This is a genomic window from Porphyromonas sp. COT-108 OH2963, from assembly GCF_000768895.1.
Lineage (GTDB): Bacteria > Bacteroidota > Bacteroidia > Bacteroidales > Porphyromonadaceae > Porphyromonas_A > Porphyromonas_A canoris.
This window is the reverse complement of sequence record NZ_JRAP01000007.1, coordinates 184,028-201,619: the sequence shown is the minus strand read 5'-3', so window position 1 is coordinate 201,619 and position 17,592 is coordinate 184,028. Positions and strand designations below refer to the sequence as shown.

Annotated in this window: 17 protein-coding genes; all 17 read right to left on the bottom strand. The window is 44.0% G+C overall.

The window, feature by feature from the left end:
- Positions 1-2 precede the first annotated feature (2 nt).
- The 17 genes from HQ39_RS03670 to HQ39_RS09175 all read right to left on the bottom strand — a co-directional run bounded on the left by HQ39_RS03670 (position 3) and on the right by HQ39_RS09175 (position 17,525).
- Entirely contained in the window at positions 3-725 is a 723-nt protein-coding gene (locus HQ39_RS03670) for a tetratricopeptide repeat protein (protein ID WP_036863814.1), read from the bottom strand.
- Entirely contained in the window at positions 722-1,765 is a 1,044-nt protein-coding gene (locus tag HQ39_RS03665; RefSeq protein WP_036863811.1) for a vWA domain-containing protein, read from the bottom strand. The genes HQ39_RS03670 and HQ39_RS03665 overlap by 4 nt, the downstream gene beginning before the upstream one ends.
- A 14-nt stretch (positions 1,766-1,779) precedes the next feature.
- Positions 1,780-2,763 carry a vWA domain-containing protein gene (locus HQ39_RS03660; protein WP_036791906.1) on the bottom strand — a complete coding sequence of 328 codons (984 nt, stop codon included), beginning with the start codon at positions 2,761-2,763 and terminating at the stop codon, positions 1,780-1,782.
- Complete coding sequence (locus tag HQ39_RS03655) at positions 2,760-3,767, bottom strand: hypothetical protein (RefSeq protein WP_036863808.1); 1,008 nt, start codon at positions 3,765-3,767, stop codon at positions 2,760-2,762. Before HQ39_RS03655 ends, HQ39_RS03660 begins: the two co-directional genes overlap by 4 nt.
- A gap of 68 nt (positions 3,768-3,835) precedes the next feature.
- On the bottom strand, positions 3,836-4,702 hold the full coding sequence (locus HQ39_RS03650; protein WP_036863907.1) for a DUF58 domain-containing protein: 867 nt from the start codon (positions 4,700-4,702) through the stop codon (positions 3,836-3,838).
- 55 nt (positions 4,703-4,757) lie between these two features.
- Positions 4,758-5,756 carry an AAA family ATPase gene (locus tag HQ39_RS03645; protein WP_036863905.1) on the bottom strand — a complete coding sequence of 333 codons (999 nt, stop codon included), beginning with the start codon at positions 5,754-5,756 and terminating at the stop codon, positions 4,758-4,760.
- A gap of 865 nt (positions 5,757-6,621) precedes the next feature.
- Positions 6,622-6,810 (bottom strand): hypothetical protein, encoded by a 189-nt coding sequence (locus HQ39_RS03640; protein ID WP_036791914.1) that lies wholly within the window; start codon positions 6,808-6,810, stop codon positions 6,622-6,624.
- Positions 6,811-6,834: 24 nt separating this feature from the next.
- Positions 6,835-7,212 carry a putative signal transducing protein gene (locus tag HQ39_RS03635; protein WP_036863803.1) on the bottom strand — a complete coding sequence of 126 codons (378 nt, stop codon included), beginning with the start codon at positions 7,210-7,212 and terminating at the stop codon, positions 6,835-6,837.
- Positions 7,205-8,632 carry a protoporphyrinogen oxidase gene (gene hemG / locus HQ39_RS03630; protein WP_036863800.1) on the bottom strand — a complete coding sequence of 476 codons (1,428 nt, stop codon included), beginning with the start codon at positions 8,630-8,632 and terminating at the stop codon, positions 7,205-7,207. The genes HQ39_RS03635 and hemG overlap by 8 nt, the downstream gene beginning before the upstream one ends.
- A 13-nt stretch (positions 8,633-8,645) precedes the next feature.
- Positions 8,646-9,221, bottom strand: coding sequence for a crossover junction endodeoxyribonuclease RuvC (ruvC, locus tag HQ39_RS03625; RefSeq protein ID WP_036863798.1), 576 nt, complete (start codon positions 9,219-9,221; stop codon positions 8,646-8,648).
- The gene (locus tag HQ39_RS03620) at positions 9,214-9,528 is read right to left on the bottom strand and encodes a DUF4286 family protein (protein WP_036845993.1); all 315 of its coding nucleotides are present in this window, start codon (positions 9,526-9,528) and stop codon (positions 9,214-9,216) included. The genes ruvC and HQ39_RS03620 overlap by 8 nt, the downstream gene beginning before the upstream one ends.
- Positions 9,529-9,537: 9 nt before the next feature.
- A complete protein-coding gene (locus tag HQ39_RS03615) occupies positions 9,538-9,831 on the bottom strand; it encodes a PG0541 family transporter-associated protein (protein WP_036791929.1) in 294 nt (97 codons plus the stop codon).
- On the bottom strand, positions 9,828-12,968 hold the full coding sequence (locus tag HQ39_RS03610) for an efflux RND transporter permease subunit (RefSeq protein ID WP_036863797.1): 3,141 nt from the start codon (positions 12,966-12,968) through the stop codon (positions 9,828-9,830). The genes HQ39_RS03615 and HQ39_RS03610 overlap by 4 nt, the downstream gene beginning before the upstream one ends.
- A gap of 24 nt (positions 12,969-12,992) precedes the next feature.
- Positions 12,993-14,003 carry an efflux RND transporter periplasmic adaptor subunit gene (locus HQ39_RS03605; RefSeq protein WP_036863794.1) on the bottom strand — a complete coding sequence of 337 codons (1,011 nt, stop codon included), beginning with the start codon at positions 14,001-14,003 and terminating at the stop codon, positions 12,993-12,995.
- A 30-nt stretch (positions 14,004-14,033) separates the two neighbouring features.
- Positions 14,034-15,488, bottom strand: coding sequence for a TolC family protein (locus HQ39_RS03600; RefSeq protein WP_081965371.1), 1,455 nt, complete (start codon positions 15,486-15,488; stop codon positions 14,034-14,036).
- Positions 15,489-16,544: 1,056 nt separating this feature from the next.
- The gene (locus HQ39_RS03595; RefSeq protein WP_036846010.1) at positions 16,545-16,925 is read right to left on the bottom strand and encodes a DUF2752 domain-containing protein; all 381 of its coding nucleotides are present in this window, start codon (positions 16,923-16,925) and stop codon (positions 16,545-16,547) included.
- 15 nt (positions 16,926-16,940) lie between these two features.
- On the bottom strand, positions 16,941-17,525 hold the full coding sequence (locus HQ39_RS09175; protein WP_052079411.1) for a CD225/dispanin family protein: 585 nt from the start codon (positions 17,523-17,525) through the stop codon (positions 16,941-16,943).
- Positions 17,526-17,592: the final 67 nt, after the last annotated feature.

The following is a 17,592-nucleotide window of genomic DNA, read 5'->3' as shown; positions in this document are numbered from 1 at the left end:
GCTTACCAGTTTTTATCTGCTCGCTTTCTGTTTGCGTGCTGACTTTGAGCTTTGTTTACCTTCTCTTGAGTTTTCTTCTCATCTTCAAGGAAAGCTTTCAGGATTTTTTCGGCATTATCTTTAGACATCTTCTCCTGAGCCTCTGAGGGTTTTTCTTGAGCGCGATCTTTCTTGTCGTTCTCCTGCTGATCCTCATTGGGTTTCTCCTTATTCTGATTTTGCTCCTTCTTATCCTGTTGTTCCTGATTCTTATCCTGATTTTCTCCTCCGCCCTTATTCTCTTGTTGCAAGAGCTTTTGTGCTAGGATGAGATTGTATCGTGTGTCATTGTCTGTCGGTCTTGCCCTTAGACTTTCCTTGTAAAGCTCTATTGCTTCTGCATACTTTTTCTGCGCCATGAGCATTACACCTATATTGTGGTGTACATCGGCAGAACTGTTGCCTCTTTTTACCACTTCCGTTAACCTTTTATACAGATCGAAAGCTTCCTCTCCTCTTTCTGTTTGGAGTAGGGTAGCAGCCAGATTGTACATGGCAGTGGAGTCGGTAGGAGCTATAGAGAGAGCTTTTCGATAAGCTATCTCCGCATCGTTATAGCTCTCTTTTTGGAAGGCTTTATTCCCTTTTCTAACCTCTTGTCTCACTTTTCTTTGAGCAAAAGTTGTGTTGGAAAAGCCGAATACCAGTACTGTGGATGCAAATATGTATAGTATTATCTTTCTCATTTCTTAGTCTCATTTTTTGCAGAATCGAAGAGATTCACTCTTTTTATCCATCTATTCTTACGGTTGAGATAGATAGATTCCACGATTAGAAGAAGAAGAGCCGGAAGAAGAAACCAAGCAAACTTTTCATCATAAGTAGAGTAGATTATCTGTTTAAAGTCTGCCTTTTGCATCTTTTCCAAAGCTTTTGTCAAGACAGATACCGCTCCGGATACATTTGTTGCACGAACATAAAGTCCGTTTCCTGCTGATGCCAATTCTTTTCCCAGTTCGTCATTAACCTTGCTTATTACCATCTGCCCTTCTGCGTCCTGTACATATCCTTCTCCCGGAATTGAAATCGGACCACCATTATCGGATCCCACTCCAATGATATTGACTGCAATTCCTTTCTGAGCCAGCTCTTTTGCCATATCCACCGCTTTTTGAGAATGGTCTTCTACATCGGAGATTACTATTACCGTGCGTCCGATCTTTTCATCTTCGGATGTAGAAAAACTGCGAGAAGCGAGTCTCAGAGCATTGGCTATGTCTGTTCCCTGATCTGGCATAATTTCCGGAGAAGCGTGTTGCAAAAACATCTTCCCGGAGACTATATCATTTGTAATAGGAAGCTGAACATAAGCCGAAGAGGTAAAGAAGATTAGTCCGAGCTTGTCTTCAGTCAACTTATCCGTTAATCTGGAAACAATATTTTTTGCAATAGAGAGTCTTGACGGAGCAACATCTTGTGAGAGCATGGAGTTGGAGAGGTCCAAACAGATCATTACCTCTATGCCTCGTTTTTCTATAGTCTCTTCTTTGGTTCCCATTTGAGGACGAGCAGCTGCAAGAACAAGGAGCGTTGCCACCGAAAGAAGCATAAAGTCTTTGTTCATTCGCCTTCTGAGAGAAAGATCCGGCATTAGTCGACGAACCAACTCATACTCTCCAAACCGTTTGATATTCTTTCTCAGAGTAACGATGCGATAGAGAGAGAAGAGTCCCAATACTATTATCGGAACAAGCAGCCACAATATTTCGGGATGTAAAAATCTCATATCTCTAAAATGGTTTATGGTACTACTCTAAAGATGGTTATACGTCCCAGTAGAGCAAATACGAGGAAGAACAAAGCACCCAATACGAAAGGCATAAACAGCTCTCGCTGTACTTTTATGGTGTCGACCTTGATTTTGACTTTTTCCAGCTTGTCTATCTCATCATATATACCCTTAAGCTCCTCGTTGTCGGTGGCTCTAAAGTATTTTCCTCCGGTGTTTTCTGCAATGTGTCGAAGTGCCGGTTCATCTATATCTACCTCAATATTTTGGTATTGGAGACCGAACATTGTCTGAACCGGATAGGGAGCAGTGCCTTTGCTGCCCACGCCTATCGTATAGACTCTTACCCCAAGAGCTTCTGCCATTTCCGTTGCAGTCCTTGGCGATAAAGCCCCCCTGTTGTTGGCTCCATCCGTTAGCATGATCACCACTTTGGATTCCACATCCAAGTCTTTCAGCCTTCCCACTGCCGTTGCCAGTCCATCTCCTATCGCAGTACCGTCATCAATGATACCCATTTCAAGAGCATTGAGCAGGTTCAGCAGGGTGGCATGATCCGTAGTCATGGGACACTGCACATAACTTTCGGCTGCAAAAGCCACCAGACCGATATTATCATTGGGTCTGTTATTGATAAAGTGTGCGGCGACTTCTTTTGCCGCTTCAAACCTGTTGGGTTGCAAGTCTTCCGCCAACATACTTGTAGAGATGTCCATAGCCATCATGATATGGATCCCTTCGGTACTACTGGTCGTGCTGGAGTTGAACAATCGGGGTCTTGCCAGTGCTATCACACCAGAGGTATAAGCCAACATCAGGCAGATCATCGGCAGATGGCGGAGAGATACCCTTAGTCCAGGCTTTATCTTCTTCAGATTACGCAAAGAAGAGAGGGTAAATGTCGCGGGTCTTACACGCTCTCTGTAGATATAGAGAGCCACGAGAGCCGGGACAGCCAACAGGAGTATGAAGTATAGAGGATGTGCAAAGGTCATGATTCAGATCTGTTTTCTGTTTTGGACATATCTTCTTTCTCTGCACGAGCTAGCTCTTCAATATAAGCCTTATGCTCCTCATGTAGATCGTCTATAAACTTATTGGAGGCATTGACAGATCCTATATTTTCGGACTCGCTCGGTTTATACTTTGCAAACTTCACGAGATCTGCTTCGGAAAGCAATGCTCTAAGCTCTCCCACATGTTCGTGCTTTACCTCTTTGCGAAGGGACATCTGCTCTACGATCTCCGCAGAAGTCTTATCCATTGTGGATAGTCCCAATGTCCTTTCAAGGTAGCGTCTGATGGTGTCGGAGAGTATCGTGTAGTGCTCTTTTACGCTACCTTGTCTCCACAGCTCCGCTTTTCTCAGCTCTTCCAGTGTGGATTTCGCTTCTGTATAAGGGTCTGTAACGGGGATATCAGGAGGAAGAGCTACTGCCGTCTTTCTTTTTCGAGCAATGTATATTACCAGAAGAACCACTGCGGCAATGAATAGAAGAGAGCTTGCAAGCAGATAGAGAATCCAGAGATAGTCTTTCCACACGAAAGGAACTTTCCAATTCTCTTTTATGCCAAAGAACTGATCCGGCTTGCTGACATCTACCGGAATGTTTGTAGCCTGAAGCAGGGGAGCCTCTTCTTGCGAATAGACTTGGTTGTCCACCAACACATCCACAGGCTTTACCTCGTAAGTGGCAGAGTCGAAAGCCGTAACGGGAACAGTGTAAATGCGTTCTGCAATATCGTCGCTGATCATTGAGGAGTCTTTCAGAACAGGGGCAGAGAGCACCTCGACACCATTCAAAAGCGCATTTTCGGGCAGATTGATATTGACTTTGGCACCCTTGGGTGTATATACTTTGATGGTCAGCACACTCTGCTCTCCAACCAAAATGGAGGCAGGATCTATACTTGTAACCACTCTCACACGGCTATCCGTACCACGGAGAGGCTCTTGGGCTACTGCTTTTACAGAGAAGAGAAGCAGTACAAGAAGCATAAGTAGCGGTTTTGTACAGGGTCTAAAAGTATCTTTTGTCTTGCAAACGTTCATCGTATCGCTTTATGTTATCTTTTTGCAAACAGTTGTAGCAGTCCCGGAACATAGTCTGCATCCGTGAGCATGGTTACATGTCCGATGTCATACTTGTTGAGCATCGTCTCTATACCGATGGTCTGCTCTTTCCATCTGCGTGCAAAGCTTTCGCGGGTCTTTCGGTTGGATGTGTCTATCGTTCTCATCTTTCCGGTCTCCGCATCTTCCACCCGAACCAAACCCACATCGGGCAGATTCGCCTCGTGTCGGTCATATACCCTGATCACTCGCAAGTCATGCTTTCTTGCTATAAGAGAGAGGGCTGTTTCGTAAGGATTTTCATCTATGAGGTCAGACAGCAAAAAGACGGAACACTGCTTCTTCATCATGTTTCGGATGTAAGAGAGTGCGTGCTCTATGTTTGTCCCTTTGCCTTCCGGCTTTAGTGTCAGTATCTCACTAAGTATATGGAGGACATGTTTCCGTCCTTTTCCGGGAGGGATAAACTTCTCTATCCTGTCCGAAAAGAACAGCACGCCCACTTTATCATTGTTTTGTATGGAGGAGAACGCCAATGTTGCTGCCACTTCGGCTATCAGCTCCCGTTTTGTTCTGCCATGGGTTCCGAAGAGTCCGCTGTTGGAGACATCCACCATCAGCATCAGAGTCAGCTCTCTCTCCTCTTCAAACACTTTGACGAACGGTCTGGAGTATCTGGCTGTAACGTTCCAGTCTATATCCCTTATCTCGTCTCCTTCTCTGTATTCTCGTACTTCGCTAAAGACCATACCGCGTCCTTTGAAGGCGGTATGATACTCTCCCGCAAAGATGTTGCTAGATAGTCTTTTTGTCTTTATCTCTATGCGATGGATACGGCGTAAGAGATCTTCCAATTGAATATGTTCGGACATATCTCTGGTTTTCTATGGGAATCTAACCGATAGAACGGCGAGGTTAAGGGACTTGAACTTTGTCCAATATTTCGTTGATCACCTCTTCTGTCTTGAGGTTGTTTGCTTCCGCTTCGTAAGAGAGCGCTATACGGTGGCGAAGAACATCATGACACACTGCGCGTACATCTTCCGGAATGACAAATCCTCTCCTCTTGATGAAGGCATAAGCACGGGAAGCCAACGCCATATTGATGCTGGCACGAGGAGAAGCTCCGTTGGCCATCATGTTGGAAAGGGTGTTGATGCCTGCTTGAGCAGGGAAGCGGGTGGCGTGTACAATATCTACGATGTACTGACGAATCTTTTCGTCCATATAGACTTGGTGTACAATATCTCTTGCATGAGCAATATCCGAAATGGATACTACCGGCGAGATGCTCTCTTGTTCCGCCAACATCTGGCTTTTGATAATCTCTTTTTCTTCCTCTTTGTCCGGATAGCCTACGGTAACTTTAAGCATAAAGCGGTCGCTCTGCGCTTCCGGAAGAGTATAAGTACCCTCTTGGTCTATAGGGTTTTGCGTTGCCATCACGAGGAATGGAGAGGGTAGCTTGAATGTCTCTTCGCCTATCGTAACCTGCTTTTCCTGCATCGCTTCCAGAAGTGCACTCTGAACTTTTGCCGGAGCACGGTTGATCTCGTCCGCAAGGACAAGGTTTGCGAATATCGGACCCTTTTTTACGCTGAACTGCTCATTGCGTTGGCTGTATATCTGAGTACCGATAACATCGGCAGGAAGAAGGTCGGGAGTGAACTGAATACGGCTGTAATCTGCATTCATTAGAGAAGCGAGGGTCTTTATGGCTAACGTTTTAGCCAGACCGGGAACACCTTCCAGCAGAATGTGTCCATCTGCAAGCAGACCTATCAGGAGGCTTTCTCTCAAGTGGCGTTGCCCTACAATCACTCTGCCCATCCCGTTATTTAGGGCTTGGATAAATGAAGATTCTCTCTCTATAAGCTCTGTCAGAGCACGTACGTCTACCGTATTTGTTTCCATTGCAATATTGTCTGTTCTTATATTCTCTGTTACGTGATAGCCCATTCTGAATATCTGAGGGCTTTAACGCACAAATATAGTGATAATCATTCACATTTTCGGTATGATTTCTGCTCGGGAATAGAACATTAAATCATTATGAAAGCTTAAAAATAGGTCTTATTGTAAAACCTTTTGAAAAGGGTATTTTTATATATTCCATCCCGAAAAATGCTCACTTTTTTCTCGCTCTCTATTTTGATCGGAGGGGTCGTTTCCGGAGCACGACCGAATTGTTAAATTCGGGCTGTTTTATTAACAGAAATTCCGATAGCTATTAAGCGAAAACGCTAAACCAGCATATTCTTTCGGCTTAACGTGTTTAATTTTTCAATGAACACGTTTACCGATTTCACTTAATACGTTTACCGGATTCGATTAACGTGTTTAGAATTTTTACTTATAGTGTTGATAATTAGTGTTTTATCTGTTTTCTTCTCTTTTTTGCCGTTTTTGAGCAGAAAATCGCATTAGGATTTATTCACAGAGATGGCCGTTAAATTTTACACCAATTAACTCGAAAACAGCCCATCAAATGGACGAAGAAAAAATTTTTTCCGAATTTGAGATTTTCACTAATAGATTGAAAACTATGTGATTAAGGTGTATAATTGATCCGATCATCAAAAATAGAGAAGCGCAAGAGCCACCTGAAAGGGGAAAATTCACAGCTCCATTTTTATATAAAACATCCCGACCGAAGCCGCTCCATTTATAGAAAAAATCCTCTGATTTTGTATTGAAAATCACCTCTGCCCATATCGGAATATGAACAGAGGTGATTGACCTTTTTTAGCTTTATATTATCGGTTGGAAAGCGGTCTCTTTAGGGGGATTTTTTCTTCGAGTTGTTGTAGATAGCCACCCCGATAAATGCTCCGCTCATCAATATCGTCAATACGATAGGACCATCTATCTTCTTCGTATACATAAGGATATAGCCTACCATCGCAACCCATAGTGCAATGGCTACGGCTATGTGTAGAGGTTTGAGTTTCTTCCGTTTGGGTCTCATCTTTGGTGCAAGCGGCTGTTCGGCTTAAGGCTTTTCTGTAAGGACATAGATCCAATACAACACCACCCCGATGAGAGCAATGAGGATGTAAAACAGGGCATTCTTTACTCTGCTTCTCTTCTGTTCGGGAGAGAGATGCTCAAGAGTAACCCCTCCGACGGGATAGAGCTCGTGTCCATAACCACTCTCGATGAGCACTTCTCTTGCTTGCTCCACATCTTCTTCCAGAACCATGACGGATATAACGGCATTGCCCTGATTTTTGCCAAGTATGGTGGTGCTCAGAAGGTTGCTCAGCATACAGCGGATGCCTGCCATTTCGAGCTGCTGTTGCATCAGGACGGCTTGCTGTTCGGTATCTACATCGGCAATAGCCACCACTTTAGATTTATCTTTACTCATGAGTCTGTTTTGTTTTAGAGTATTGCGCGCCTAAGCGGTCTCCAATACTTCTTCCTTGCGTAATTCTGTTTGCTAAACCTATACCATCTCGGAGTCCTCCTGCCAACAGTAGTCCCGGAAAGTTTTCTTCTGCTTCCTTCACCAAAGGGAGAAGGTTATTCATGTGCAGCGTGTACTGTGGAATGGCTTTGGGATGCTTCGACACATAGAGGAGAGAAGGCTTTAGCGAAGATGGTATGCCAAGCATACAGTAAAGCTCACCGAGTGCAGTCTCTGTGATCTCCTCGTTGCTCTGGGACAGAAGCTGCTCTCCGAAGCGCACTCCACCCATAAAGATAGTAAAAAGAGCACTATCCGGATGCGGTGTGCGTCCTGTAAAGGTGGATGAGGGAAAGAGTATGCCCAAAATCTTTCTGTTTTCAACGGGAGGGATGAGTCCGCCAAATGCTTTTGTGTTGATATGTCCGGGAAAATGGTCGAACCCGACAGAGACCTCTATCACAGGAGCATAGACCAGATTTTGCAAGGCATTCTTGAGAGGATCCGAAAGCCAAGGCATGAGAGAGGGGAGGGTATATGCCGGTACGGTGGAGAGGATGGATTTTGACCGGAGCGTTTTCTCCATGCCCGATGCTCTCTCCCGAATCTCCACGCTCCATATCTTTTGCGTGTTGTCGAATGCTATATTCAGAATGTCCACTCCCGTCTGTATCTCTCCGTTTCTGTTGAGCTTGCTCTCCAGTGCGGATATGAGGTTCTGAAATCCGCCTAAGGCAGAAAATACTTCTCTTGTGGCTTTCTTCTCTCTTTCACTTTTGGGCGTGCGCATCTTCTTGATAGAGCCTCGGATGAACCCTCCGTGCTCGGCATCGAGCCTATATAACTTGGGAAATGCGTGCCTCACGATGAGGGTCTTGGCATCTCCCGCATATACGCCACCCACAAATGGCTCTACGGCATACTGTACAAACGATTTTCCCAGCCTTCTTTCTGCCAAGGAGGCAAGCGTCTCATCGGGGTTGTTTCCTGCGGCTCGGAAAGGTTCTCCTAAGATTCTAAGCTTATCTTTGAACGAGAAGAGGGGAGTGAGCAAACCGGATACAGGTCCTGAAGGGAGGGGGTGGAACCTGTCTTTTTTCCATATCCAACGGTTGTTGGCAACACCGGTATGGGCGACCTCTAAATCTACTTCTCCGATAAGATCTTCAAATAGCTCTGCCACTTCGGGTGTGGCTATTGCTCCTGTATTGGGGCCCGTCTCGAAGGTAAATCCGTTTTGAGAGAGGGTTTCTATCTGTCCCCCCACTCGTTCTTCCTTTTCCAGTATGGTAAAGGAAACGCCGGCATTTACCAAACTATTCCCTGCGGATAGTCCTGTGATGCCGGCGCCTATAATTATAACGTCGTATTGTGATGTCATTTGTTTCTGTTTCTTATACTCCTCTTACTTTGTCGGGATTGTTTTTGATGTAGCTTTTCCAGTCGGAATTGCCTTTAGTGACCGTGAGTGGATTGGAGAGTTTCAGAAAATGGCAGTATGCAGCCGCCAGTCCGTCCGTTGCATCGAGCTGGGGCAACATCTGTTCGTCCGAAATGTTTAGCATGCTCTGGAGGAGCTTTGCTACCTGCTCTTTGGATGCAGAACCATTCCCGGTGATCGCTCTTTTTATCTGTAAAGGAGCGTATTCATGCACCGGAATGGACTTCGACATACATGCAGCAATGGCAACACCCTGTGCTCTGCCCAACTTTAACATACTCTGAACATTCTGTCCGTAGAATGGCGCTTCAATGGAAAGCTCATCGGGGCGGTAACGATCTATGAGCGATAGGACGCCTTCATAGATCTTTTGGAGACGCACATACTGGTTTTCGTATTTGCTCAGCATCAGTACTCCAAGTGCGACAACGGATGCTTTCCTCCTTTTTACGGAAAGAATGCCGTAGCCCATTACAACCGTTCCGGGATCTATCCCTATGATGATCTTTTCTTTGTTCGTTTCAGGCATCCCAGACCTCCTCTTGCATCAAAACAGAAAAAGGCATCACTTTTTGAGGATAGGCATCCAAAAGGAGAAGCAGAGCTTTATCCGTATGTTCATTGAACTCGCTCAGCCTGTCTATACTCTTTACTTCGTATTGAAGGGCAAAGGCTTCTACATCTTCTTGTGGGGTGTGTACCCTCATGAGACGAGGAGTGTCCCAATGAGAGTAGCCGTTCCAGATGGGGATGAGAGAAGTCTTGATGTATTCCAAGACCTCTTTGCTCACAGCCTTGCTGACGTGAAAAGTGATGTTGTAAATGTATTTATCCATTCGAACTGCTTAGATGGTCTGTTCTATATTCCACACAAAAGCTCTCAGTCCCTGCTGCTCCGCTCTCTTGTCTAATGCGTGCAGAGCATCGAGCAGAGGAGATACTTTGGTTTCGCTAACCATGACAAGCAGTGCTCCATTGAGAGTCGGCCACGCATGAGTTCCCATATGAGGCTCTCCTGTACGGGATCCCTCCCCTCTGACTTCCTCCCAATAGGTAAATCCTTTCAGATGAAGCTTGTCCAAAATATCCTTTATGAATTCAAAGTAGGCTTGATTGAAAGATATGAATACGGCTTTCATGCTTGTCCTGTTTTTATGATTCGAGATTCTTTTCTACCCTTAAGCTCTTTTCTGCGTTGGCGTTTGATCTTATAGCCACCCACTATGGTGTAAATCGTAGGAATAAGGACAAGTGTAACCAAAGTAGAGAAAGCCAATCCGGTAGCCACTGTCATACCCATGGACTGCCACATTTCGGAGCCTTCGCCTATACCTATCGCTAATGGAATCATACCCAACACTGTGGTTGCCGTAGTCATAAGTACCGGACGAAGACGAGACTCTCCGGCTGTAATAACGCTTCGGATGAGACCCATACCCCTTTCCCGGCAAAGACGGGTATAGTCTATGAGAACGATACCATTCTTTACAACGATACCGATGAGCATGATTGCTCCGATGAGTGCCATGATTCCGAGAGGCGTATTGGTAAGATATAGACCTAATATTACCCCCGTAAACCCGAATGGTACAGAGAACATAATGACAAACGGATCCATGAGACTTTCAAACTGTGCAGCCATTACGATGTAAACCAGAATAATGATGAGCGCCATGAGTAAGAAGAGATCCTGGAAAGACTTTTGCTGATTTTCAAAAGCTCCCGCGAGTTTCCATGAGGTGCCTTCAACGTCCCCAATCTCTTTCATGATACGGTTCGATGTCTCCACAAGATCGCTCAGTGCATATCCTTTGGCAGGCATACAGCTTACGCTGACGTATCTCTCCCGGTCTTTTCTCTCAATGGATGGCGGCATGGACACTTCTTCCACTCGTCCCAAATCTTGTACCCGGATACCTGTACCCATTGGAGTCATGATCATAATCTCCATGATGGACCTAAGTTCCTTTCTAAATTCGGGAGAGTATCTCACTCGTATATCGTACTCATCGCCATCTTGCCTGAAGTACGAAGCAACAATACCATTCACTGCACTTCTAACCTGAGTGGCGGCAGTAGTTTTGGTGAGTCCGTACATCGCCAACTTTTCATCATCGAAAATCAGTCTGTATTCCGGCACATCTGCTTTTCTTGATATGGTAACCTGGCTTGCAACACCGGTAGCTCTCATCTTTTCGGCAAAGGTTTTAGCCAAATAAGATGTGTTCAAGAAGTCATAACCATATACTTCAAGGTCTACACCGTTTCCTCCGAAGCTGTTACCCATACCATTGGTTACCTGCGACTCTACAATCTCAGGGAACTGAGAGAGTTCTTTACGTATGATCTCCGTGAGTTCCAAACTGGATAACTTTCTGCTCTCATACGGGGTCATTGTAAACCATAAATTGGCTCCGCTTCCTCCGGCAGAGAACATAGCGGATCTTGCATTATCGTCTTCAGGTGCACCGACATTGTAGTTGATGATTTTTATATCATCCTTAAATCTTTCCCTTAGAGAGTTGGTATATTTTGATGTAAACTCTTTTACCGTCTCAGGATTGGTAGCAGGAGCAAACTGAATAGTAGCTGTAACAAGTCCTTGGTCTGCTTCCGGGAAAAACTCTGTTTTTAGTAAAGGAATCATCATGACAGATCCAAGAAATACAAGGAACGATACTACAATGGTCAATGTACGATGACGAACGGTGTATCCAATCGTTTTTGCATATATGTCAGAAACCTTATCCAAGAATCTGTTGATGATACTGAATATCTTGGTATATGCTTTACTGTCTCTCGGTGTACGCCTCAAGAGGTTTGAACTCATCATGGGTGTCAGGGTGAGTGCAGCTACTGTGGAGACGATAAGAACGATACTGACAATAAATCCTAACTGACGAAACATGATCCCCGTCATACCTTGTACAAGAGTAAGGGGCAGGAACACAGCCAACATGGTCAGTGTAGAAGCAACAACGGATATCGCTACCTCATTTGTCGCAAATATGGATGCCTGTTTTGGGAAACTTCCTTTTTCGATGTGAGTGGTAATATTCTCCAAAACCACTATGGCATCATCCACAACCATACCAATGGCTATGGAGAGGGCACTCATCGAAACAATATTCAGCGTATTGCCCGTCGCATACAGATATATAAAGCTTGCAACAAGAGAAATAGGAATAGTAAGAATAATAATGAACGTGGCTCTCCAACGTCCAAGGAAGAATAGTACAACCAATATAACCACAAGGAACGTGATGATGATAGTCTCCATCAAACTGTTGATCGTATTCGTAATATTGGTCGAAGTATCCATTACAACCTGGAGATTCACATCACTCGGAAGAGAAGCTTGTATATCGGGGAGCTCCTCTTTGATTTTGTTGGATACGGATACCGAGTTCGCGCCACTCTGTTTATAGAGCATCACGATACCTCCGCTTATTCCATTAGCATAGGATTGCTGATACTTCTCTTTGATGCTATCATCGACTCTGGCAACGTCATAGAGATAAACATTTTTCCCTTGGAAGTTACCAATGACAATATTCCTGAGATCATCGGAAGAGGATAGCTCTCCCTGTACACGTATGGAGTTGGTTTTGCTACCAATGTCTATGCTTCCGATAGGAACATTCTTGTTCGCTGCGGCAATCGCTTGGGCTATTGTCGAGATTGGGATATTATAGGCTTCCAGCTTGTATGGGTCGCAGTAAACCTGTATTTCTCGTGGACTTGCCCCGGCAAAGTTGACAGAACCTATGCCATTCACTCTTGCAAGTCTGTTCGTTACCTTATCTTCTATGATCTTATTGAGACCTACAGCACTCTGTTTTGCCTGTACAGAGATGAGCATAACGGGAATATCATCCGAACTGAACTTAAATATCAGCGGACTGGATACCTCTTTTGGTAGAATGCCCTTTACCGCATCGAGCTTATCCCGTATATCATTGGAAGCGGCATCCAGATCGGCATCTTCTTCAAACTCCATTGTAATCACCACAAAATTGTCTTTTGAAGAAGACTTGATGTGTTTGAGTTGCGAGATACTGTTAAGGGAGTTTTCGAGAGGTCGGGCTACGTTGTTTTCTATATCTTCTCCTCCTGCACCCGGATAGGATGCTACTACCATCACATTCTTGATCTCTATCTTGGGATAGAGGTCTATGGAGAGATTTGTAAGGGAAAAGAGTCCCAAGATAGCTATAGCTACAAAGATAAGAGCCGTAGTTACAGGTCTCTTTACCGCACTACTGTATAAACTCATAAAACTATATTTTTAGGGGAGGAGTTAATACTCTACTTTATCACCATCTTTAAGATTAGTGGCACCTGCGGTTACCACTTTGTCTCCATGCTGTAAGCCTTCCAATACTTCATATTGGTTGCCATACAGATTTCCCAGCCGGACATTTCTCTGAATAGCTGTGCCGTTTTCTATAATAAACACATACTTTTTGTTGGTACCGGCAAGCGTATTTACCGCCTTGTCCGAAACTAAAAGCACAGGCTTGGTACCGAAGTCCAATGTCGCTTTGGCGTACATCCCCGGACGAAGTTTCCGGTTGGCATTTTTGATTTCGATTTCTGTCTCGAATGTTCTACTCTTCGGGTCTATCGTAGGATATGTAAGAGCAACGACCCCTCCAAACTCTTCTTCCGGATAGACATCTGTTTCCAAAGAGACCTTGATGCCTTTTCGTATTTCCGAGAAATGTTTCTCGCTCACATTGATTCGCATCTTGAGCGGAGAGATCTGTTCGATGACCAAAATAGGTATCTGTGCAAACATGTCTCCATTGTCATAGTTCCTTTGTGTAACAACACCGGCAACGGGACTTGTAAGCATTGTATTTTGAGAGAGATTTTTGAATGCCGTACGTGTAACGGAGAGAGCTGTTTTCTTGGCTTCCCACTGCGCTTTGGAGATACCTCCGACAGCATAAAGCTCATCTATACGCTTGAAGTCTGCCTCCATGTTTTCGAGTTGAAGCCTCTGTTGGGTCATGTTAGCCTCATCAAGAGTTACCAATAGCTGTCCTTGAGACACATTTTGTCCCACTTCCACAAGGATTTTGGATATTCTGTTCGGAATTTGAGGAGCTATCTTATTGGTAACATACGCTTCAAGATTGGCGGTGAATGCCTCTGTAACGCGAACCGTATCAGGTACTACCTCTCCGACTGTTACCTTTTTTATGCCATTTTGATCCTGGTTCGAGTCTTCTGCTTTCTTACCTTCACAAGAGGCAAGGAATAGTATGTTAAAGAGCATAAGCCCGTACATAACTGTCTTTTTCATAGCGATTATCGTATATCGTTGCTTAAATTATTACTGTTCAATATCTCTTGTTTGGAAGTAGTATCCGTTCATCTTCTTTTTGTCTGCACTTAGGGAGAAGAATTCGTATATGATCTGCTGATAGTTCAGACGAGCTTGCAGCAGAGCAAGTTCGGCATCGTTCAGCTCTACCAAAGTGGATGCTCCGGTCTCGTATCTCTTTTTGGCTATCTGATACCCCTTTTCTGCCATCGTTACAGTATTGCGAGCACTCTGCATATTGGAGAATACACCTTCGAGCTTTTGGTTTAGGGTGATCGCTTCAGAAAGCAGATTGTTTTTCTGAAGCTCTCTTCTAAGCATCGCCTGATCCGTTGTCAGTTTTGCTTTTTTGAGTTTCATCAACCGCTCTCCACCGCTGAAGATCGGTATTTTAAGAGAAAGCGAAACGGCAGAAGATGGAGTCCATTGGTAATCTTTGAGAACAAAGGTATCGTCCATAGCACTTACCCTGTAATATCCCCCAAGAGAAAGAGAGGGTAGATATGCAGACTTTACCAGGCTTTCCTGTGTTTTTAGCATCTTTATCTGTTGGTCTGTTTTCTTAAGATCTATATTGTTGGAGATCATGGAGAGTACACCTTTCTTCATCTCCTCTGCTTCCATTGCCATTTCACGTTCCAAAAATCCCTCTTCAAGCGGAGAGATGGTTGTGGGAGTCTCTATATCCACACCCATGAGGATGTTGAGCATATACCTTGCAGAGGATACAGCGTTTCTGGATTTAACGAGATTTGGCTCGATGTTTCCCATCTGAACCTCCGCTCGTATCTTATCGTAGAGCGGGATGATGCCGGCTTCATACTTTTTTGAAGCGTCTTCGTAGGTGGACTTTGCGTAGTTCCAACTCAGTTCCATCACCTTAAAACTCTCTTCTGCAAGCATGAGAGCGTAAAAAGCCTTCGTTACATTGTTGGTAAGAGATACTTTCGATAGCTCGGACTCCAGCAGTGCGCTTTCCACCATTTGCTTGTTCAGCTTCAGGCTGTTCCAGAGTTGAGGCGCTATCAGAGGCATACCTATCGTAACACCGCCGTTGATGTTGTGTGTCCTTCCCACTTCTATCCCTTTGGAAAGATCCGGCATGCCGGGAAAAGAGGGCATGCTGCCTTTACCGCCCAAATACATCACCTGTTTCTTAATGGTGTAACCATAGTCTCCGGAGGCATCTATTCTGGGAAGGAGTGTTGCCCAAACAGATTTGCTGTCATACTTGCTCTTGACTATCTCCATCTCGGAGATCTTTACCATAGGTCCTTTCTCAAATGCAATCTCAAGGGCCTTCTCCAACGTCAGCGCTACTTTAGGGCTTGTGACGTTTTCTGTATCGGAGGCAGATTTTGTCTCCTGTGCCGATGTCTTAGCAAGACACATCGCGGAAAAGAGTAGGATTAAGATCCACTTCTTTTTAAGGTTTCCGGTTGCCATTGTCGTTATATTTTTCATGTAATGTTGATGTAAGCTAAAAATACAGCCGCTTACTCTCTGTCTTTACTTCCTTGGGGTCTGTGGACTAAGACGCATAGTGTCCTCATCTGAAGAGATCCTCATTACCTGCAAAGGTACTCTAAATATTGTTACGATGGTATATGAAGAATAGTGTTTGGTGGTAAATATTGAGTTTTTTCCTATATCCGGATTTGAGACTAAAAAAGGATAGGAGGGTTTGCATTCCGTCAATTTATTTTTTTTGAAAAGGACACGGAAAAATAAAATGTTTTTATGAGATATTTGGGGAGAATTAAGAGGTAGTTTCTCAGCTCTGTTTTTATATATTCCATCCCGAAAAATGCTCGCTTTTTTCTTGCTCTCTATTTTGATCGGTGAGGTCGTTTTCAGAGCATGACCAAGTTGTTAAATTAGCTCCGGTTTATTAACACGATTTTTGATACGGGTTCACTCAAAACGCTAAACGAGCATATTGTTTCGGCTTAACGTGTTTAATTTTTCAATGAACACGTTTACTGATTTCATTTAATACGTTTACCGGATTCAATTAACGTGTTTNCATATTGTTTCGGCTTAACGTGTTTAATTTTTCAATGAACACGTTTACTGATTTCATTTAATACGTTTACCGGATTCAATTAACGTGTTTAGAATTTTTGCTTACTTGTATGGTTATTAGTGTTTTAGTTATTTCTTCCTCTTTTCTGCTACTTTTTGGCTCAAAATTGCATTAGGATTTATTTGCAGATAGGGGTGTTAAAATTCACTTCAATTAACGCGAAAATAGCCCCTAAATCCGACCAAGAGGAAAAAAGTTCGCAAATTCGAGATTTTTATATTGTTTTGACTGATAGTTGTTTATCGCTTTATTGGACTCTCTTGATGAAAAGAAGATTTTTATCGGTAATGAAAAAAGCAGAGGGTTGGTGCTTCTGTTTTTATATAAAAGTGCACTCCCCAATGGACGGAAAAAGGGGGAGAGAATCTGATAGTTCTCTTCCCCCTTTTTTGTAAATGTGTCGCTTCCTAAGAAGCTTCATATAGATGTCGTTGTCAGATATTAAAAATATTTCGTCCTATCCACCAAAGGATCACTATGAGAATGAGAGCAAAGATGAACTTACTGCTATTCAACATACCATAGAGCCTGGGCCATCTTTTGTGTTGTATCTCTGCAATAAGCAGTAGCAACAGCAACGGAATGGAGAGTGTCAAGAGTGCATTGTGCCGGAAAGCTCCTACTATATCTCCGTTAAGCAGATCATGCACCACTCTTTGACTACCGCATCCGGGACAAGAATACCCCGATGCCCAAAGAAAAGGGCATTTGGGAAAGAACCTTGAGCTTTCGGGATCTATGAAGAGATAAACTCCCACGAGGACAATACTGATGATAATGAGAGAGAGGTACAAGAATATCTTTTTCCTATTCATCTGTCGCTCTCTCTATCAAATATTGATTCCTCCAAAGGCTCCTTCTGCGATGATGGCTGCAAATATAAGGAAGTAGAGCAGGATAAAGATTGCGTAAAGTCCTATACCTGTAAACAGAGCCACAAGTATCCATTTCTTTGCCTCTTTTGAGTATCTCAAGGCCTCTGTTTGTCTGCCTGCAAGGAAGTTGCTTTCCACTCTCAGCGCCTTGGTGAGAGCGATTATTCCTAAGATATTACAGCAGAAAAATGTGATGAAGAAGCTCTCCAACAACCATGTTCGAGGCATTATGTCGAACAGCGGATTGGTGTCGGTACCCGTCTTAGGAGCGTTGCTCTCTTTGGAAGAAGGCATTTCCGGAGTTTTTTCCACTCCCATGGCAGAAAAAGGTTTTGGTTCGGAAGGAGTGGCTGTTGCTCTCATCGCAGCAGGCTTTCCGTATGAGGAGATATAGGGAGCCAACTCCGGCAGAGTCTCTGCCGTGGTCCACTTTTCGAGTCCTTCTTTCCAGACCAATGTGTCATTTCTCAAGTAAAAATCTTTGAGCCCTTCCAGAGATACCGGACCTACTTTCTTTTCATTGACGACGATGTAATACATAATAATGATAGAAGCTTAGATGGTTTATGTGAGCAAATATAACAATTATTTCCTCCTCGTTGATACC